This window comes from Finegoldia sp. P3-F-LR (genome assembly GCF_052932165.1).
Genome location: NZ_JBRFJE010000003.1, coordinates 70,908 through 90,877, shown reverse-complemented (window position 1 = coordinate 90,877; position 19,970 = coordinate 70,908). Strand labels below are relative to the sequence as shown.

Here is a 19,970-nt window from a genome sequence, read left to right as displayed (position 1 = left end):
GATTTTATGGAAAACCTTATTGAGGTCAGAGGTCTTGTAAAAAAATACAAGGAACTTACTGCGGTCGACAATTTGGATTTGGACGTGAAAAAAGGAGAAATTCTGGGACTACTTGGTCCAAACGGTAGTGGGAAATCTACAACTATCAATTGCATGTTGTCGCTTTTGAAAAAAGATTCTGGAAGTGTGAAGATTTTCGGAAAGGAAATGTCTGCTGATGCTTATGATATCAAAAAAAGAATTGGCGTGGTGTTTCAAGATGTCGCAGTGTATGATGAGTTGACTGTCTACGAAAATATCGACTACTTCTGCGGATTGTATATAAAAGACAAATCTGAAAGAAGTAAGCTTGTGAAAAGGGCGTTGGATTTGGTAAGTCTGAATGATTTTGTGAAGTTTAAACCGAAAAAATTATCGGGAGGTTTACTAAGAAGACTTAACATAGCTTGTGGAATTGCACATAAACCTGAGCTAATTATCCTAGATGAGCCGACTGTTGCTGTTGATCCGCAATCTAGAAATAGTATTTTGGAAGGCATAAAAAAACTAAACGAAGATGGATCAACGATAATTTATACATCGCATTATATGGATGAAGTTGATTTCTTATGTGATAATATCGTGATAATTGACAAGGGCAAAGTCATTGCAAAGGGCTCATCGGAACAACTCAAAAATATGATTGAAATGAACGAGAAGATAAGCTTCACAGCGAAAGAATTAAATGAAGATGTGATATCTCAAATCAAAACTCTTCCACACTTGATGAATTTTGAAAATAAGGACGGCAATGTTAAGTTGAATTTTTCTCATGGAGATGGGTATTTAATGAAGTTGATTAAACTTCTCGATGAAGAAAATGTTCAGTACAGCTCGTTAAATGTCGAAAAGCCAAGTCTTAACGATGTTTTCTTGGAATTAACGGGCAAAGATTTGAGGGATTGATATGTTTCTACATTCATTTAAAAATACTTTTAAGTTACTTTTGAGACAAAAAGCGATGCTTTTTTGGGCGTTGTTGTTTCCGATTGTTCTGGGGATTTTCTTCAAATTAGCATTTGGAAATATCAATGAAAATAGTAAATTCAAAACCATTGATGTAGCTGTTAATGAAACTCTTATGCAAGACGACAATTTCAAAAACTTCATGAATGAGATGGAAGATGAGAAATATTTCAAGGTTGTAGAATCAAAAAACGAAGATATATTGAATACTAACGAAGATGTAAAAGCGTACATTGATTCGATGGATAAAATCTACACAAAAAAATCTGGGATTTCTGAGACAATCGTCGAAACTATTATGAATTCATATTCACAAAAAGTATCCATGATAACTAAGATAATGCAGAAAAATCCGACTGCTGATATCGGAAAAATTTTAAATGTAGACGATCACATCAAAGACGTTTCAAGAAAAAACATGAATCCTGTGAATGTGTTTTTCTACACGCTTTTAGGGATGACGACGATTTACGGATACATGTGGGGACTTTTCGTTAGCTTCCAATATGAAGCGAACTTGTCTACAAATGCGAAGCGTAACGCAGTTTCTCCAACTAAAAAAAGCGTAATGCTTTCTGCATCGGTTCTTGTCAGTTGGATTATCAATTTTGCAATAACAGTACTGTTTATCGCATATTTGAAATACGCACTTGGAGTTGGATTCGGAGATAGAATTGGGGCGATAATAGGACTTGCAAGTATTTCATCTTTTTGTGGAGTTGCGTTTGGAATCTTAATTGGAGTATCCAACAAAAAAAGTCTAGATACAAAAACCGGAATGGGAATCGCTATTACGATGCTGATGTCTTTTTTAGCGGGAATGATGGTTCCAGAAATAAAAGTAGTTATCGCAGAGAAACTTCCCATTATCAACAAAATAAATCCTGTTGCTGTCGTTACAGACGCGGTATATTCGTTGTATTATTACGATTCGATGGCACGATTTAACAAAGATATCATAAATCTTTTGATAATTACAGTTGTATTTGTCGTAGCGTCACTATTTTTCATGAGAGGTAAAGAGTATGAGAGTCTTTAAAAATTATTTTAAAATCACATGGGCACACAAAACTCCTATACTTTTGTACACGATAATATTTTTCGTATTGATGAGCTTTGCGACAAAAAACACGACACAAACTTCCTACAAACCCGTTGATGTAAATATTTATGTGCAAGACAAAGCGAACACCAAACTTTCCAAGTCTCTGTACGATTATTTGGACAAGAACGCCAAGATAAAAACGATGGATGAAACAATTGTAGACGACAAACTTTTCTACGATATTATCAACGCAGCTGTAATAATTCCAGAGGATTTTGATAAAACAAAGGAAGTTTTATATAAAATCGCTCCTAATAATGCTTACGCGATGGATATTAAAGAAAAGATAAATATTTATCTGAGCCAAGTAAGTTCCTACGAAAAAAGTGGATTTACTGAAGATGAGGCTATAAAAAACGCGAATGAGGATTTGGACAAAAAAATTAATGTTAGCATTAAAGAGGGAAGTGTAAATTCCAAAAAAGATAAATCTAAATTCTACTTCAACTTTTTAAATTATCTGCTACTTGCACAAGTGATATTAGTCGTATCAAATATCGCTTTGGTCTACAAAAAACATCCGATTCTTATGAGAAACAACGTATCACCATGTCCAAGAACTAGAATTAATATGGAGTTGATGCTGGGTCATATCGTCACAGGACTTGTGTTCTGGTTAATTTACATGATATTGTTCTGCGTTTTGTACAAATACGATTTTACAAAGACTCACGTCAATCTTATGATGCTTAATTCGTTTGTATTCACGATATCTGTGGTGTCGATGGCTGTGATGATATCAAATGTAATCAAAAATTCTAACACAGTTCAAGGAGTAATGAACATCGTTTCACTTGGATCGTCGTTTTTGTGTGGGGCATTTGTTCCGCAAGAATTACTAGGGAAAACAGCTCTTACAATAGGTAGAATTTTCCCAGGATTTTACTATATTAAAAACAATGAAATTTTAGAAGAATTTCCTGAAATTTCAAAAATATTGCCGAATCTTTTGATAATATTAGGATTTAGCGTAGTATTTATAGTGATTTCTGTTTTAGCAAAACCAAAAGGTAACGATAATATCAACAAATAAAAATAAGGCTATGAGTTGTGTGCTCATAGCCTTTACTTTTGAGAAGAATTATTTTGTAATTAAATATACTAATACTGATGCGATTGTAGTCGTCAAACCTACGGCTGCTTCGTAAGGAATGATTTTTAATCTGTCAGCGATAGACATTTTTACAGATCCACCAGTTGCGTGGAAGAATGATCCGTGAGGAAGTGAGTCGATAACTGTAGCACCTGCATGAACCATAGCACCAGCATTTAGTGCAGTTACATTTGCATCGATTAATGATTTGGCGAATGTTTGAGATGCTATTGTACTTCCAGCAGTTGTACTTGCTGTTGCACCTCCCATTAAAATACCCGCTACTGGAGCAAGTATAAATGCAGGAAGATTAAATGCAGTAATCAAATTAATCATATCAGTTTGTAGTGTTGAATTTTTGATAATTCCTGCTATTGTTCCCGTACCGATTAAAAGTGCACAAACTCCGATTATTTTTGAGAAACCGTAGTTGACATATTCTTTGGTATTCTTAGTTTCTTTTGTAGCTAGTAAGCACACAAATCCTCCCAAAGGAAGTGCGATCAACGGGTCGATTGTGATTTTGGCAAGTGGTCTAAGTGCCAATAAAACAATTACAGTAACAGGACCTATAATTGATGCGAAGAAACTTGGCAAGTTTGTTCTTTCAGAAGATTCCAAATCACTTGAATCTATGACATCAGTTTTTTTCTTTGCTAAAGCCATTGCAATAATAATCGTTACGATTAATGCGCAAATTGCAGGAATAATATTCACATACATCAAAGATGTAAGATTTAGTTTGAATCCTTCAGCAGTTGCAATAGTGTTTGGGTTAGGGCTGATTACATTACCAGCTTTTCCTCCACCAATCATAGCCAATAAAATGCTTGATTTGGAAAGATTTGATTTCTTACCAACAGCAAGGGCGATAGGTGCACAAGTGATAACTGAAATGTCAATGAAGACACCGACAGCACAGATAATCATCGTAGAAATCGCGATAGCAATTAAAGCTTTTTGTTCGCCTAATTTTTTGATAATCGTGTCTGCGATTTTTTCTGCAGCACCCGTTTTAACCAAACAGCCTGCCAAAATACCACTTGTCATAATTCTTAGAACTGAACTCATCATTGATTCAGAACCTTTTACCATGGCAGACACAGTTCCCACAAGTCCGCCTCCACCGATAAGTCCACCAACCAAAGCGCCTATGATAAGTGCGTAAGTTGCGTGGAAGTTTTTGATGATTAGAAAAATTGATAACGCTAAGCCAATCAATGCTCCAATCGTTGAAAATGTTACGTTGTCCATACTACCTCCATAAATTTATTAATTTCATTATTTGGTCAACACTTCTGTACAAGTTTTCTTCTGAAACTTTTTTATCCATAGCTTCATTTGTTTGCATACATTTATTTAGAATAGGGAAGAAAGCATCGATTCCTCTATCGTTAACAGAGACTGCATCGTTATCGCAAACGCCGCAAAAAGCGATGACTTTTTTGTTGTATTTCTTTGCGAGCTTTGCAATTCCAACAGGAGTTTTTCCCATGGAAGTTTGGAAATCCATCTTGCCTTCGCCTGTGATAACCAAATCAGAATTTTTGATTAACTCATCTGCACCAAGCATTTCCAGAATTATTTCAATTCCTGGTTTTAATTCTGCATTTAAATAATTTTTGAAGGCATATCCCAAACCACCAGCAGCACCAGCTCCCTCAATCGTATCATTTGCACCAGGAATAACTTTTTTTGTAACTTCGTGATATTTGCCCAAAAGTTTATCCAACTCTTCAACTTGTTTTGGAGTTGCGCCTTTTTGTGGTGCAAATACTCTTGCCGATCCACGTTGTCCACATAATGGATTATCGACATCACAAGCTATTTGGAATGTGCATTCCTTAAGTCTTTCGTCGAAATTATCCAAATCAATTGTTTCCAAATCTATAATTCCTATTGGACCGTTTGATATTTCGGTTCCATTTTTGTCAAAAAATAGCGCTCCCAAACTTCTTAGCATTCCCATGCCGCCATCTGTAGTTGCAGAGCCACCGATTCCAACGATAAATTCTCTGATATTTTTATCCAAAGCGTCCATGATCATATCTCCAACTCCGAAAGTCGTAGCATTCATTGGATCCAAGTTATCTTTTATAAGCGTAAGTCCGCTGGATTCGCTCATTTCCATAATCGCAAGTTTATCATCTACTATCAAATATCTAGCTGTGTGATGTTCCATCAAAGGATTATGTACATCAACGTCAACTATTTTAGCGTTTTTAATATCCTTTAATGAATCAATAGTTCCTTCTCCACCATCAGCAACAGGTTTTACGATTACTTTGTTTGAAGGATTTTTTTCACAAGCTTTTTTTATGATTTCTCCTGCTTCCAAAGAACTCAAACTGCCTTTAAAAGAGTCTATCAATACTAATATATTCATAACAACCTCCTATCTCAATTTTATAACAAACGATTGCACAAATGTATGTTTTATGTAATAATAATGTTAAATGAACAAATAAATTTATTATTATGGAGAACAAATGAGAATTTCTGATCACACCGCAAAAATGATAGTCGAAAAATTAAAAGATGTTATTGATTACGATTTGAACTTTTTTGACCAAGAAGGATATATTATTTATTCCACAAATTCAAATAGAATTGGCACTTATCACGAAGCTGCTAAGGAATGTGTAAAGCAAAACAAAACAATTTTTGTTGATAATGAAAAAGAATACGTTGGAGCAAAGAAGGGAATTAATATCCCAGTTACAATCGACGGAGAAATCATCGCCGTTATCGGCATCACTGGAAACAAAGATGAAGTTATGAAATATGGAAACATCATCAAAAAAATGACCGAAATACTCGTCAAAGAACAACTCGTTGAGAAGAACAAACTCAAGAAAAAGGACATGAACAAGTATTTGTTTGAGAGCTTGATAAATGAGTTGGACGATTACGGATTGTACAGATATTTGGAAAGTGAAGACGAAAAATACGTTATAGTCGGGAAAAATTCCGAAAATAGATTTTTGTTGAAAGACTCCGATAAAATTTACAAAGTCTTGGAGAATAATTTGTCCAATAATTTCGTATATAGCGTTTTTTACGGAGAAATTGTAATTCTTTCAAACAACGTAGATAAGATTATCATAAAGAAAAAACTGGAGAAAATTAGAAACCAAATTCACGATGCAATAGACAGTAGGGTGTATTTTGGCATCAGCGGGTCATTCAAAATGATTAGCCAATTTAAGAAAAACTATGACAATTGCATGGTTGCGTTGGATTGGTTGGATAATTTGCAAAGAAAAGACTGCGTTGTGGATTATTCCACATTGGATTTGGGAATTTTGCTTGGAAGTATCAAAAAAGACAGAATCAAAAAATTCAAGCAAGTCGTATTGAAAGATATTTCCGACGAAGATTACAATATTTACAAAGATTTGATAAAAATTTATGCGACAAATAATCAAAGCATAACAAAATGCGCGGAGGATTTGTTTGTACACAAAAATACCGTTCAGTACAGACTGAATAAACTTAGAGATATCACAGGACTTGACCCTAGAAATGTAGAAGATTTTATCAGGTTGTATTTGGCTTTTATATTGAATTAGAAAAAAGTTGAAAGAGTAGTAAAAGTCAAAAAAGTAGTAAAAGTAGAAAACTCTCATGTTAAGAACATCATACGGAAAAAATTGATATAATTTCAAATCGAACAAATCCGTCCAAAATCGCACCGCGTAAGCGTTAGCGTGCTTGCGATTTTAGGATTTTGAGATTAAGAAATTAACAATTTTTGTAGTCTAGATGTTCGTGCATGAGAGTTTTGCTACGTATTTTTTTCATCTTAGCATGATGGTTTTCTACTTTACGAGTAATTTATTCTAAGTTGAATATATAACGCCTCTTTTAACTTGGTCGTAGTTTGCGGTTATTTCTGCTGAAATCAAGATTATTTGCGAAGATAAATTAATCCACACAAAAAGTGCGAACACGCCTACCAATGGACCGTAGGTCAAGGACATATTCGAAATGTTGGATACGTAGAACGAATACAACACTGTAATTAAAAGCCATCCGATGGTTGCGATAGTTCCTCCTAGCATTGCGGATTTCCATTTGATACTTCTCGTTGAATCAAAATCAGGTGCGAATTTGTATAGCAATGTGAATCCAAAAATCATGGATACGATAGGGATTAAATATCTGAATAATTGTGCGAAGTATGGTATTCGTATTTTCATATATTGTTCAATTAGATTTAAAATCAAACCACCAAATGCGATAAATACCAATGTCACCATCAACAATAAAAGGAGTACTACTGTGAACAGAATGCTTTTAAGTTGTGTTTTCAAAAATCCGTTTTCGCTTCTCACATCAAATGCTTTGTTCATAGCTTTGATTAAAGATTTCAAAGCTTTAGAACTAGACCACAACGCCACCAACAAAGAGATGGAAAGTACAGATGAGGATCTGTTACTTATAATCGTGTTGATTAATGTCATTAGTATATTTCTCGTTTCAGAGGGAATTACTTCCATCCATTTGAAAATCAAATCAAGTTTACTAGCAGCAACCATCAACACAATATTTAATAAAACTATTAGAAATGGCACCAAGCTCATTATAAAATGATAGGTTGTCTGTGCGCTTAATAATGGGATTTGGTCTTCTTTTATTGATTGCAGTAATTTTTTGAAGAACAAATTCTTTTTTTCTTTTTTCTGTTTTTTCATCATCTACCTCAAATATTCATCGAACCAATCGCAGATTTCTTTTAATCTTCTGATTCTGTTTTTAGGTTTTCCAGAACGTGAAAGTTCGTGGTTTTCTCCGTAAAACATCACAAACCTTGTTTGTGTGTTGTTAAGTTTCAAAGCTTGAAACATTTGCATTCCTTCAGACACCGGACATCTGTAATCATTTGTGGAATGAATAAAAAGAGTTGGAGTGTGTGCATTCTTTGCGTATTTTAGCGGAGATTTATCCCACAATTTATCATAATCATCTAACACTGTTTCAGTGTGGTTTTGATCTGTTCCAAAATAATATCCAATATCTGAAATCAAACTGAAAGAAATCCAATTTGAAATCGAACGTTGACTTACAAAACAATCGAATCTGTTAGTGTGAGTCATCATCCAATTTGCCATGAATCCTCCGTAAGATCCTCCGGTGTAGCCAAGTTTGTCGATAGGGTATTTGTCCATAACAATATCTGTGAATTTCATCAAATCTGAATAATCTACATCTCCGTATTTTCCTCTTATATCCATAAATTCATTTCCATATCCGTCACTTCCACGTGGATTTGTATAGAAAACAAAATATCCTTTAGAAGACAGTAATTCCATTTCGTGAAACAAAACTTCTCCGAAAACAGTTTTAGGTCCTCCGTGAACAGACAAAACGCCTGGATATTTTTTATTTTTATCGTAGTCTTTTGGATAAATTACCCAGCCTGTGAATGAATTACCATCATTTTCAAAAGTAAACTTGTCTTTTTTGCTTATATGATATTTGTCATTATTCAAATGAGTTAGTTGTTCTCCATTTAATTTGTAAACTTCTTGTCCGTGATTTTCAGTTATCAAGACATAGTAAACATCATCGTTTTTTACAGAAATCATATTGATAGAATTATTTGTGGAGAAAATCTTATCGAATTTGTAATTCTTATCCATTCTCAAAATCGCACTGCCATATCCTTCCAAAATTACAAAATACATGAAGTCGTCAGTTTTTTCGATTTGACTACCAGAAGAATATTTCAAATCGCAGCCTATGGAATTGTACAAGCAGTAGTGTTCTTCGTTTAGTTTTATAGCTTTGTTATCTACAATTTTGTAGATTTCACAGTCTTGGTTTAGTCCGTGTTCTTTTCCATCTGTGGCGAGAATCACAATATCGTCATTGAAATATTTCGCAGACATTATCATAAAACCTTGTAAAATCACAGACTCTTTTCCAGATTTCAAATCGTATTCAACTAATTCATCTTTGATTTTCATTACGTTTTCGTAGGAATTTCTCACGAAAATAAGTTTTGATTTGTCATCATTGAGATTGACTGATGAGATATTCGAAAATTCGTCTGTCAGTATATCTGTTTTGTCAATGCTTGGGAAATATCTTGCAAGTCTAGTTCTTTTTTTGTCGGTAAATCCAACTGCATTTTCAAAATAGGGAAGTTCTGTGAGTATTTCGACATCTTCGTTTTTTTCTTCTTCTGTGATTTTATTCATTTCGTGATGTCTGTCGAATTCGTATTTTACAATAAAAGAATCTTCCAATTCAAAAAGAATCTCCACACTTTTCAAATCTATGTCAAATTCTTTTACAGCCTCTCCACCATCGACAGGAAGTCTGTAAAAAGATGATGTGTCAGAATTTTCTTCTTTTTCTGAATTTCTCATAATTAATAAATCTCCATCATTCAATTCAAAAAATGAAGAGTCCTTGTTGGAACTTGTGAAGTTTTTATTGTCTCCTACTTTGTGTATGTTAGAATCGTATTTGTTTTCTTCTATATTAGCTGTGGTTGTAACACAGAAAATATCGTCTGAGTTTTTTAAAGCTTTTAACTTTGAAATAAATGTAAAGTCTTTAAATGAATCGTAATCGAAATATTTCATATAACTCTCCTTCATTTATATATTAAGATAATTATAACATAATCCACTGCTACGATATACTTTAGGAAAAGTAATACATTGAAAATGAATTGAATTTTAATGTAAGTATTTTGAAAGTTCGATTATATTTATTAAACGAGTGTTAAATAAATGTAGTGAAAATGCATTTCAAATAAGTTATACAAATTTTTTCCACAAAAATTGACGATAATTTGTGGAGAAAATTTGGCTTATTTCAAGATATCCACAAAGTTATCCACATTATCCACATTTATCCACAAAAACTTACCAACAATTTGGGATAAAATATTGTGAATAATTTTTGAATATCAACTGAATAATTTATAGTTTTTTTATGGTATTATATATGAGAGGTGAAAACGAATGAAATTGGACGAAGATTTTTCAGATATAAAACAAAGAATTATGATAAATTTGAAGACTAGAAACCTGTATTTTAAGACGTTAAGTGAATGTGAGAAACTTTTGGATATTGATTTGATGCAGTTACAAAAAAAGGGCGCATTTCCTACAGAAGAATTGTACAAATCGGAACTTCGAAAGGTCAACAACTACATTGAAGATTTTTCTAATGTGAGTATAGCGAATAAATTAATAGAATTTGTGTATTACTTTTTGTTGATAACTTCTGTTGGACTTTTTACCAATCTAGTTAGAAATTTTTTAGGATTGGAATTTAAACAAATTTCAGTGTCTGCAGTTATACTTTATTTGACGATGTTTGCAGCTGTAATTGCAACTCCGATTATAATTTCCAGAAAAGAAAAGAGATTTCATGACAGTAAATTCAGATACATTTTGATTGCTATATCAGCGATTGGAATTGTTTTGTTTTCATATTTTTCGATTTTTTCAGGACCTGTGAAGCAAAACTTGTTCACGCTGAATATTATTATTTACATTTTAATATTGGTAGGATTTTTCGCGATTACAATATTAATGAAGAAATTATCCACACAATAAATTGGCCGCCGAGTTTGAAATCAGATTGATTTTGAATTTGGCGGTTTTTGTATTATGTAAAATAATTTAATGTGCTATAATTGTTGTATTGGTTAATTTTAAAAGAAAGGATACAAGTATGAAAAGAAATCTCAATCTGATAAAAAGGGTTATGCCTTATTTTAAAAAATACAAATTCATTTTGATGTTTGATTTGTTCTGTGCTGCTCTTACTACACTGACAGATATGGTGTTGCCGATGATTTTGAGAAGACTAACAAACGCAGGGCTTGGAACATATTCTTTGACAAGAGAAATGATTTACAGAATGGCGGCTTTGCTTTTGGTCATCAAAATAATTGATTTGTTAGCAGGATACTACATGACAAAAACTGGTCATATAATGGGAGCAAAGATTGAAACGGACATGAGATACGATGTGTTCCAACATTTGCAAAAACTTTCTGATTCGTATTTTAACGAAACAAAAGTCGGACAAATTATGGCTAGAATCACATCGGATTTGTTCGATATAACTGAATTTTCGCATCACTGTCCAGAAGAATATTTTATTGGACTTATCAAAATAATAGTTTCATTTGTAATTTTAGTTAGATTGAATGCATTGTTGACGGTAATTTTGTTCTTATCAATTCCACTTATGATTGTGTTTGCATCCAAATACAACAGAAGAATGAGAAAAGGATTCAAAGAACAAAAACGTCATATCGGAGTGTTGAATGCAGACATCGAGGACAGTTTGCTAGGAGTTAAAGTTGTAAAATCATTCGCAAATGAAGATGTCGAAATCGAAAAATTCCAAAAAGGTAACAAGAAATTCTTGGATATAAAATCAGAAACGTACGCATCTATGGCTGGATTTAACACGATAACAAAAGCGTTTGATGGAATAATGTACATTATCGTAGTTTTATTCGGTGGGCTTTTCCTAGTAGAAGGGAAGATGAGTAGTGGGGACATTGTGGCATTTATCCTATACGTGCAAACGCTACTTACAACGGTGAGAAGAATTGTAGAATTTACGGAACAATTCCAACGTGGAATGACTGGTATCGAAAGATTTACGGAAATAATGGATCAAGATATCGAGATTTTCGACGACGAAGACGCTGTGGATTTGGAAAACGTCAAAGGTAAAATCGAAATAAAAGATGTCAGTTTTAAATACAATAACAATAATGAAAATGTGTTAAACAATATTTCATTCACAATAAATCCTGGACAAAAAGTTGCATTGGTTGGGCCTTCTGGTGGAGGAAAAACGACGTTGTGCAATTTGATTCCTAGATTTTACGATGTAGAAGACGGAGAAATCTTGGTGGAAGGAATTGACGTTCGAAAAATCAAACTTCAATCACTTCGTTCAAACATTGGAATGGTTCAACAAGATGTGTATTTGTTCAGTGGAACTGTCAGAGAAAATATTTTGTACGGAAAACCAGATGCGACAGAACAAGAAGTAATCGATGCAGCAAAAGCAGCAGGAGCGTACGATTTTATAATGAACTTGGAAAATGGATTTGACACTTATGTTGGAGAGCGTGGAGTAATGCTATCAGGTGGTCAAAAACAAAGAATTTCAATTGCGAGAGTTTTCTTGAAAAATCCACCGATATTGATATTAGACGAAGCTACATCAGCACTTGACAACAAGAGCGAATTTATCGTGCAAGAATCATTGGAAAACTTGGCAAAAGGAAGAAGTTCACTTACAATCGCCCACAGACTTACAACTGTTCAAAACGCAGATTTGATTTTGGTGTTGACCGAAGAAGGAATAATCGAACGTGGAACGCACCAACAATTAATGGAACAAAAAGGATATTATTATAATTTGTACACACAAGGTGGCAGATTATTAGTGTAAATACGAAAGATATCAACTGCAATGCAGTTGGTGTTTTTTTATTTGTTGATTGATTTAATTATTTTAATGATATAATTAAATTAGATATATACAAGGAGATAACAATGGAAATCAACGATAATATTTTATTTGTAAATTCTATAATTGATGATGCGATTAAGAAAAACGCAAGCGATATTCACATTGAACCATTTGAAGAAAATGTCAGGATTAGATTCAGAATTAATGGGAGTTTGGTAGAATACAAAACTGTGGACAAGAGTATGCATTCAAAAATAATTACTAGAATTAAAATAATGAGTGAGCTTGATATTGCAGAAAAAAGACTTCCACAAGATGGAAGGATTACATATACTTACGAAAATTCGAAGATTGATCTTAGAATTAGCATTATCAACACAATTCACGGGCAAAAATGCGTTATTAGAATTTTGAATCCAGAATCTTTTAAAATCGGTATGCAAAATCTTGGGATTTCTGAAAGTGAACAACAAATGATAGAAGGATTTACGAAATTTGAAAACGGAATGGTACTGATTTGTGGGCCAACTGGAAGCGGGAAAACAACAACGCTTTACACAATGCTAGAACGAGAAAATACAATCGATAAAAATATTATCACGATTGAAAATCCAGTTGAGTACAATATTTTTGGAATCAATCAAATTCAAATCAACGAAAAAATTGGCTTGAGATTTGATAATACGTTGAAGTTTGTACTTAGACAAGACCCTTCTGTAATAATGGTCGGAGAAATTAGAGACTTGGAAACTGCGAAGCTTGCGATTAGAGCATCTATCACAGGCCACAAAGTTTATTCAACAATTCACACAGACGATTGCTATCAATCCATAATCAGACTTATGGATATGGGGATTGAAGATTATATGATAAGAGCATCTCTTAAAGTTGTTATCGCGCAAAGATTAGTGAGAAAATTGTGCCCTCATTGTAAGAAAAAGATCACCCCATCTCCTGAACAAATGGAAGTTTTCAGATCGAACGGATTAAATCCAACAGAAATTTACGAGCCAGGAAATTGCGATGAATGTAGTTCTGGTTACGAGGGAAGAATGGCTGTCATGCAAATACTAAAAATCGACGATGATTTGAGAAGTTTGATAAAGAAAGATATGAACTTGAAATCTTTGAAAAAGTACGGTGAAGAAAATAAAATAGACAGTTTGTTCAAAAAAGCTTTGATACAAGTAGCCCTTGGCAACACTTCATTTGACGAAGCTATGAGGTTGTACAATGAAGATTGACAGTTTATTAAAAGAAGATAGCATCTTAAAAAAAGAAATAAATCTCAAAGTATCGAAGAAAAAACTGTTTTTGTTTTTGAGACAGTTTTCAATTCTTCTGAACGCTAAGATTCCAATCATCGAAATCATTAATCTACTTAAAGAACAAAAAGAATTCAAACAACTTAAACCGAGTTTGGACAAAGTATCTGAGAATTTGAATAATGGAATGAGCGTGTCGGAAAGTTTTTCAAATGACAAAAACTTCGATATGTTTTTTACATCAATGATGAAACTCGGAGAAGAAAGCGGGAGGCTCGACAAAGTAGTCTACGATTTGAGCAAATACTATGAGAGAACTTACGATATCAACAAAAAAGTTCAAAACGCGATGATTTATCCGATAATTTTGACAGTCACGGGAATTGTAATGCTGATATTTATGCTTAAAAATGTCATTCCAACATTCGTGGATTTGTTTGAAAGCTCTGACATGGTGCTGCCACTGTCTACAAGAATTTTAATTTCATTATCAAATGCAATAAACGAGAACGGATTATTACTACTCATTATTTTACTTTTAATAACAGCAGGAGGTATTATAGCTTATCGAAGAACAAAATTTGGATATTATCTGGACAAATTCAAAACTACAAATCCTATTTTTGGAAAACAAAGACAAATCGTAATCTCATCTGAAATTGCGAGAAGTTTAAGCATAACTCACAAAAACTCCATGACAATTCTTGATGGACTCATCATAATTCAAAAATCCATGAAAAACAAATACTATAAACAAGAACTTTCCGATATTTTCAGAGAAATAGAATCTGGAGAGTTTACACTTGAAGAAGCATTTAATAAAAGAAAAATCACTCCGCAAGTGTTCAACTCCATGCTAAAAGTTGCAGAAAATACTGGGGAATTGGGAGATATTTTCGAAAAACTGTCAGAATTCTACGACGGGGAAGTGGAATATGCAATCAAATCATTTATAAGCATATTAGAACCAATGCTTATAATCTTCATGGCAATAATCGTTGGATTTATAGTAATTTCCATCACTATTCCTATGTTTGACGTTATAAATTCGTTTAATTAAAAAACTGTGATGTAACATACTAAAGCTCATGCACGAATATCTAGACTACAAAAATTGTTGATTTCTAAATCTTAAAATCCTAAAATCGTAAGCACGCTTCGCTTACGCGGTACGATTTTAGCCGGATTTTTTCGATTTGAAATCAAGTCAATTTTTTCCGTATAATATTCTTAGCATGAGCGTTGAATATTTTTTTAAAAAAGCATTGAATATTATCATCAAAAAAAAGAGGGCTACACAGCCCTCAAATTCTTTGGTTAGTGGATATTTTATTCTACATTGATTATTTTGTCGAAAAGATTTGCATCTTCATCTATTTTTGTGTCGTTACCTACAACTACTAAGTGATTTTCTTTCATTGCTTTTTTGATTATTCCAGCAAATTGCTTCAAGTCATCTACTGTTGTGTGTAGCATATTTTCAAGATAATTTTCATAATCTTCTATCGTTCTTCCAGACAAATACATGTTAATCGAACGACTTCCTTTTGTGAATGTAGTCATTGGTGGGTTGAATTGGTTCACAGTTCCAATGATGAATTGTTTCATTTCTTTTTCATCAAAGCTCATGTTTTCAACAAATTTATCGATTTGATCATAGATGTCGATTGTGTTTTTGATGTTAGGATCTCTGTAGGAATACACATATAATATTCCATTTAAGCTTACGCTCATTCCAACTCCGTAAGCACCGCCTTTTGCTCTGACTTCGTTGTACAAGAATGAAGTGTTCAATATATTTGTCAACACAGTTATTTTGGAATTGTATTCAAACCCGTATTTTTTCAAATCGGCTGATTTTACGACGTAATTAACATTTGAAGAAGTCTTGTATGCTTCTTTTAATTTGAAGAATTTTGTAGGAGAAGATTTGATGTCGATTTCTTCTGTGTTCATTTTAGAAATCAATGATTTTTGCAATTTATCGAAGAATTTATTTGCGGATTCTTGTTCGTTGATTATGCTTACAATCATATCGTTTGAATTTACGATTTTTTCGTAGTAATCTTTTAATTTATTCAAAGTGATGTCTGCTTTTTCATCGAAATCATTCAACACGTCGCACAATTTTTCGTAGTAGCTAATTCCTGAACATTCATCCTCCAATACGCTTTTTTCTGAGAATGATGCCATGGATCTTGTCAATGCGAATTGGTTTCCTGCTTCAAGAATTCTCGTTTTATATTCTTGTTTTAGGTTTTGAAGTATATTTTTGAATCTATTTTTGTCTTCAAATTTTACATTAAACAAGTATTCTTCCAATATTTTAATACATTCGTCTTCTGTTTTTTCTATTGTTTTGAAGCTGAACATAAATTTGGATTTTAAATCTTGACCGTTTTTTGTATTGTTCAAATGAATTGCCGTGAATATTCCACCTGATGCAAGATATGTTTGAGTGTATAATTTTTTGTAGTCGTAATTTGTAGTATCGCTTAGTCCGATATAATCAGACAAAAGTGACAAATAGAAGTAATCTTTTTGCGAGAATTTCGACAAATCAAACATAAATGATGCGTAGTGAATGTTTGATGTGAACAGATTTGGATTTAAGAATGTGTAATTGTCGATTTTCTTTTCGATTCTTTCTACATCTTCAAGTTTTGCGTCAATATCGGAAAGTTCCAATGTTGGAATAGTGTCTTTTTGTTCTTTTGTGTCTTCTTCTGATTGGAATTGTTCCAAGTTTTTGTTCAAATCTACTAATTCATTCAATTCTTCATCAGACAAGCTTTCCTTGTATTGTTTTAATTTTTTCTTAACTTCGTTGTCTTTTTTCAAATTAAGACCTGGTGTTGCTTTCAAAGATAAAATTAATTTGAAATTGTTGTTCAACAATTTTTCTTCGATGAATTTTTCGTAGTAATCTGTGTCGATTAATTTTCTGCATTCTGCGAGTGTTTCTGAGAATTGTAATTGGTCGTAGTAGCTATCTGAGTACATGAAACTTAAAGCAGATTTTAAGAAATAGATAACTCCTTTTGTGTGGAAACTTCCAGCCTCTTTCAAATCATATTCTAATTTGTTAAGAGTAGAAGTAAGTTCATCCTTGTCGATTCCGTTTTTCACGATGTTTTCTAATTCTCGTTTAATTAATGATTCAAATTTTTCGGTGTTTTTTACATCTGAGTTCTCAGCGATAACACCCATTGTGATTTCTTGGCCGTAAGATGATACGCTCTCTACAGATTCACAGATGTTTTCTTGCAACAATTTTTCCTTGATTATTGCGGATTCGTTGGAGAACAACACATCACTTAAAATAGTTGAAACAAATGCATCTTTTACATTTGTGATGTGTCCGACATTTGTCGCGTAAACCAATACATCTTTTCCGTCAGGCTTTTCGTCTTTTGATATATTGTATTCGACTTGGACTTTTTTAGCTTTCTCAAATGGTTTTTGGTAAGGAATTTCTGAGTCGATTTTTTTGTAATCATATTCATCTAAATATTCTGACAAATGATCCAATTCTTCTTCGATATTTCCATTTCCGTAAAAATAAATAAACGAATTTGATGGGTGGTAGTATTTGTCGTGGAATTCCAAGAATTTTTCGTAATTTAAATCTGGAATGTTGTAAGGATTACCGCCCGATGAATGTGCATAAGTTGTGTCTGGGTACAAATATTTGAACAATTCATCGAAAATAATCGTGTAAATTGAACTGTAAGAACCCTTCATTTCGTTGTATACTACACCATTGTATTTGATATCATCATCGACATTTTTTATTTCGTAATGCCATCCTTCTTGATAGAAAATATTTTTCTTTTCGTAAACAATTGGATTGAAAACTGCATCCAAATAAACGTCCACAAGATTTTTGAAATCCTTGGCGTTACGACTTGCTACAGGATAGCAAGTTTTATCTGGATAAGTTATCGCGTTCAAAAATGTTTGTAGCGAAGACTTTACCAAGTCCATAAATGGTTCACGAGTTGTGTATTTTTTGGATCCATTAAGAACTGAATGCTCCATTATGTGAGCGACACCTGTACTATCTTGGGGAATTGTCTTAAATGCAATTGAAAATACTTTGTTTTCGTCATCGTTAGAAAGCTTCAAAACTTTCGCTTTGGTTTTTTCGTGTTCGAAAAGAAATGCAGTAGAATTGATGTCTGACAATTCTCTTGTATCTATTAATTTAAAGTTTTTATAATCTTGCATAAAAATCTCCTTTTTTCTTTTTAATATATTATATCAAATTGCGAAAACTTAACAAAATCATAAATTTATTAAAATTTCGTTTATTTGGGTATAAATAATTGTTATCTACATTCACAAATATCAGTTTTTAAAACTGTATATGATATAATAAATAACAAATAAGAGGTGAGAATATGAAATTAATATCATGGAATGTTAACGGATACAGAGCCGTTATGAAAAAAGGCTTTAAGGAAGCATTTGATAATTTGAATGCGGATATTTTTTGTTTACAAGAAATCAAAATGAAAGAAAATCAAATGACTGACGAAATGGAATTTGAAGGTTATCATAGATATTCCTATTCAGCTAACAAGGCTGGTTATTCTGGAACTTTGGTGTACACAAGAGTTGAACCAATTGGTGTAAGTTTCGGGATTGGAATTGATGAACACGACACTGAAGGTCGTGTGATTACTTGCGAATATGAGGACTTCTTCTTGGTGAATGTCTACACTCCAAACTCTAAACAGAAACTAGAACGCTTGGATTATAGAATGGTGTGGGAAGATGAATTCCACAATTATTTGAATATTTTAAGAGATAAAAAACCTGTAATTGTGTGCGGAGATTTGAATGTAGCCCACAATGAAATTGATTTGAAAAATCCACAATCAAATAGACGTTCAGCAGGATTTACTGACGAAGAAAGAAATAAAATGTCACTTTTATTAAATGATGGATATATCGACACTTTCAGATATTTTTATCCAGACAAAACAGATGAGTATTCTTATTGGTCGTACTTTGCAAAAGCGAGAGAAAGAAATGCTGGCTGGAGAATTGATTATTTCATAGTAAGTGATGATTTGGAGGACAATCTTGTGGATGCGAAAATTCACCAAAGTATAATGGGCTCAGACCATTGTCCAGTTGAATTGGAGATTAATTTTTAAGGAGATATTATGACTAGAAATAGAATTTGGATAAGTGGAGCAGATGGAAAAATCGGGAAAGTATTACAGAAATATTTGGATCCTTTGGAAGACGAAGTCTTAGCAACGGATAAATACATTGTAGACATTGTGAATTCCGATGAAACTTCAATATTTGCCAGAAGAAACAGACCGAATATAATCATAAATTGTTCCGCACTTACAGACCCTGTAGCTTGCCAAGAAAATCCAGACGAGGCTTTCAGGGTAAATGCGTTGGGCGCAAGAAACATGGCGGTTGCAGCGAACACTGTGGATGCAAAAATAATTCACATGTCAGCAGATGATGTGTTTAGTGGACAATCCAGAAGTGCATACAGAGAATACGACACTCCACATCCTACGACAATGTATGGAAAAAGCAAATTGATGGGAGAAAATTTCGTAAGAGAATTCAGTGTGAAACATTTTATTTTGAGAACTAGCTGGTTATTCTCTCCAGTAAATCACAGGGTTGAAGATATTATAAAAGAAGCAATTCAAACGGGAAAAGTTTACGTTCCTAAAGCACAATATTCTTCTCCGACAAGCGCATATCAATTGGCAGAATTTATCGTGAAATTGATGGATACGTACGATTACGGAATTTATCATGCATCATGTGAAGGAGTCGCTAGTAGAAAAGATTTTGCAGAAGAAATTTTGAAGATAAAAGGAATTGATGCAGAAGTTATCGAAGATGAAAACTTGAGAATAGAAGGTCACAGACCAGATTTTACAGCTTTGGAAAACTTCTTATTGAACACTTCTCAAATTTACAAATTCACAGATTGGCAAACTTCTCTTCAAAAATATATCGAAAAAAATAATTTATAATTTTAAAAATGAAT

15 protein-coding genes are annotated in these 19,970 nt (G+C 33.0%); 10 read left to right on the top strand and 5 right to left on the bottom strand.

All coding sequences use genetic code 11. The features are described 5' to 3' along the window. Nucleotides 1–6 precede the first annotated feature (6 nt). From ACU68U_RS02315 to ACU68U_RS02305, 3 genes are read left to right on the top strand one after another with little or no spacing between them, the layout of a single operon-like run. Nucleotides 7–945, top strand: coding sequence for an ABC transporter ATP-binding protein (locus tag ACU68U_RS02315; protein ID WP_094207601.1), 939 nt, complete (start codon nt 7–9; stop codon nt 943–945). Between the two features lies 1 nt (nt 946). Continuing rightward, nucleotides 947–2,044 (top strand): ABC transporter permease, encoded by a 1,098-nt coding sequence (locus ACU68U_RS02310; RefSeq protein ID WP_304112212.1) that lies wholly within the window; start codon nt 947–949, stop codon nt 2,042–2,044. After that, the gene (locus ACU68U_RS02305) at nt 2,031–3,143 is read left to right on the top strand and encodes an ABC transporter permease (protein ID WP_446762647.1); all 1,113 of its coding nucleotides are present in this window, start codon (nt 2,031–2,033) and stop codon (nt 3,141–3,143) included. The genes ACU68U_RS02310 and ACU68U_RS02305 overlap by 14 nt, the downstream gene beginning before the upstream one ends. A gap of 48 nt (nt 3,144–3,191) precedes the next feature. Here ACU68U_RS02305 and ACU68U_RS02300 read toward each other — a convergent pair whose 3' ends face one another. Both ACU68U_RS02300 and ACU68U_RS02295 read right to left on the bottom strand, forming a co-directional pair. Continuing rightward, nucleotides 3,192–4,457, bottom strand: coding sequence for a GntP family permease (locus ACU68U_RS02300; RefSeq protein WP_094208166.1), 1,266 nt, complete (start codon nt 4,455–4,457; stop codon nt 3,192–3,194). A 1-nt stretch (nt 4,458) separates the two neighbouring features. Continuing rightward, nucleotides 4,459–5,589 (bottom strand): glycerate kinase family protein, encoded by a 1,131-nt coding sequence (locus ACU68U_RS02295; protein WP_278725219.1) that lies wholly within the window; start codon nt 5,587–5,589, stop codon nt 4,459–4,461. A gap of 103 nt (nt 5,590–5,692) precedes the next feature. Between ACU68U_RS02295 and ACU68U_RS02290 the strand changes: the two genes are divergently transcribed. After that, on the top strand, nt 5,693–6,775 hold the full coding sequence (locus ACU68U_RS02290; RefSeq protein ID WP_446762646.1) for a CdaR family transcriptional regulator: 1,083 nt from the start codon (nt 5,693–5,695) through the stop codon (nt 6,773–6,775). Nucleotides 6,776–7,045: 270 nt separating this feature from the next. Here the strand turns inward: ACU68U_RS02290 and ACU68U_RS02285 are convergent, their stop codons facing one another. Further along, the gene (locus ACU68U_RS02285; RefSeq protein ID WP_446762645.1) at nt 7,046–7,900 is read right to left on the bottom strand and encodes a YihY/virulence factor BrkB family protein; all 855 of its coding nucleotides are present in this window, start codon (nt 7,898–7,900) and stop codon (nt 7,046–7,048) included. 3 nt (nt 7,901–7,903) lie between these two features. Then, nucleotides 7,904–9,799, bottom strand: coding sequence for an alpha/beta hydrolase family protein (locus tag ACU68U_RS02280; RefSeq protein WP_446762644.1), 1,896 nt, complete (start codon nt 9,797–9,799; stop codon nt 7,904–7,906). 384 nt (nt 9,800–10,183) lie between these two features. On the opposite strand from ACU68U_RS02280, the gene ACU68U_RS02275 reads away from it, so the two are divergent. From ACU68U_RS02275 to ACU68U_RS02260, 4 genes are all read left to right on the top strand, one after another. After that, nucleotides 10,184–10,783: a hypothetical protein gene (locus ACU68U_RS02275; protein ID WP_446762643.1), complete on the top strand. Its 600-nt coding sequence runs from the start codon at nt 10,184–10,186 to the stop codon at nt 10,781–10,783. Nucleotides 10,784–10,901: 118 nt separating this feature from the next. Beyond that, complete coding sequence (locus ACU68U_RS02270; RefSeq protein ID WP_446762642.1) at nt 10,902–12,650, top strand: ABC transporter ATP-binding protein; 1,749 nt, start codon at nt 10,902–10,904, stop codon at nt 12,648–12,650. A gap of 104 nt (nt 12,651–12,754) precedes the next feature. After that, nucleotides 12,755–13,915: a GspE/PulE family protein gene (locus ACU68U_RS02265; protein ID WP_446762641.1), complete on the top strand. Its 1,161-nt coding sequence runs from the start codon at nt 12,755–12,757 to the stop codon at nt 13,913–13,915. After that, nucleotides 13,905–14,996, top strand: a complete 1,092-nt coding sequence (locus ACU68U_RS02260; RefSeq protein ID WP_446762640.1) for a type II secretion system F family protein — start codon at nt 13,905–13,907, stop codon at nt 14,994–14,996. Before ACU68U_RS02265 ends, ACU68U_RS02260 begins: the two co-directional genes overlap by 11 nt. Before the next feature lie 269 nt (nt 14,997–15,265). On the opposite strand, the gene ACU68U_RS02255 is transcribed toward ACU68U_RS02260, so the two are convergent. Then, nucleotides 15,266–18,166: an insulinase family protein gene (locus tag ACU68U_RS02255; protein WP_446762639.1), complete on the bottom strand. Its 2,901-nt coding sequence runs from the start codon at nt 18,164–18,166 to the stop codon at nt 15,266–15,268. Between the two features lie 173 nt (nt 18,167–18,339). Between ACU68U_RS02255 and ACU68U_RS02250 the strand changes: the two genes are divergently transcribed. Next, nucleotides 18,340–19,101, top strand: a complete 762-nt coding sequence (locus ACU68U_RS02250) for an exodeoxyribonuclease III (RefSeq protein WP_446762638.1) — start codon at nt 18,340–18,342, stop codon at nt 19,099–19,101. Between the two features lie 9 nt (nt 19,102–19,110). Then, complete coding sequence (locus tag ACU68U_RS02245; RefSeq protein WP_412970252.1) at nt 19,111–19,956, top strand: SDR family oxidoreductase; 846 nt, start codon at nt 19,111–19,113, stop codon at nt 19,954–19,956. Nucleotides 19,957–19,970 lie beyond the last annotated feature (14 nt).

Coding starts and splice junctions, on each gene's coding strand:
- ACU68U_RS02290 (WP_446762646.1), top strand. CDS start 5,693: ATGAGAATTTCTGATCACACCGCAAAAATGATAGTCGAAAAATTAAAA.
- ACU68U_RS02250 (WP_446762638.1), top strand. CDS start 18,340: ATGAAATTAATATCATGGAATGTTAACGGATACAGAGCCGTTATGAAA.
- ACU68U_RS02310 (WP_304112212.1), top strand. CDS start 947: ATGTTTCTACATTCATTTAAAAATACTTTTAAGTTACTTTTGAGACAA.
- ACU68U_RS02300 (WP_094208166.1), bottom strand. CDS start 4,457: ATGGACAACGTAACATTTTCAACGATTGGAGCATTGATTGGCTTAGCG.
- ACU68U_RS02305 (WP_446762647.1), top strand. CDS start 2,031: ATGAGAGTCTTTAAAAATTATTTTAAAATCACATGGGCACACAAAACT.
- ACU68U_RS02245 (WP_412970252.1), top strand. CDS start 19,111: ATGACTAGAAATAGAATTTGGATAAGTGGAGCAGATGGAAAAATCGGG.
- ACU68U_RS02285 (WP_446762645.1), bottom strand. CDS start 7,900: ATGAAAAAACAGAAAAAAGAAAAAAAGAATTTGTTCTTCAAAAAATTA.
- ACU68U_RS02270 (WP_446762642.1), top strand. CDS start 10,902: ATGAAAAGAAATCTCAATCTGATAAAAAGGGTTATGCCTTATTTTAAA.
- ACU68U_RS02280 (WP_446762644.1), bottom strand. CDS start 9,799: ATGAAATATTTCGATTACGATTCATTTAAAGACTTTACATTTATTTCA.
- ACU68U_RS02255 (WP_446762639.1), bottom strand. CDS start 18,166: ATGCAAGATTATAAAAACTTTAAATTAATAGATACAAGAGAATTGTCA.
- ACU68U_RS02315 (WP_094207601.1), top strand. CDS start 7: ATGGAAAACCTTATTGAGGTCAGAGGTCTTGTAAAAAAATACAAGGAA.
- ACU68U_RS02275 (WP_446762643.1), top strand. CDS start 10,184: ATGAAATTGGACGAAGATTTTTCAGATATAAAACAAAGAATTATGATA.
- ACU68U_RS02260 (WP_446762640.1), top strand. CDS start 13,905: ATGAAGATTGACAGTTTATTAAAAGAAGATAGCATCTTAAAAAAAGAA.
- ACU68U_RS02265 (WP_446762641.1), top strand. CDS start 12,755: ATGGAAATCAACGATAATATTTTATTTGTAAATTCTATAATTGATGAT.
- ACU68U_RS02295 (WP_278725219.1), bottom strand. CDS start 5,589: ATGAATATATTAGTATTGATAGACTCTTTTAAAGGCAGTTTGAGTTCT.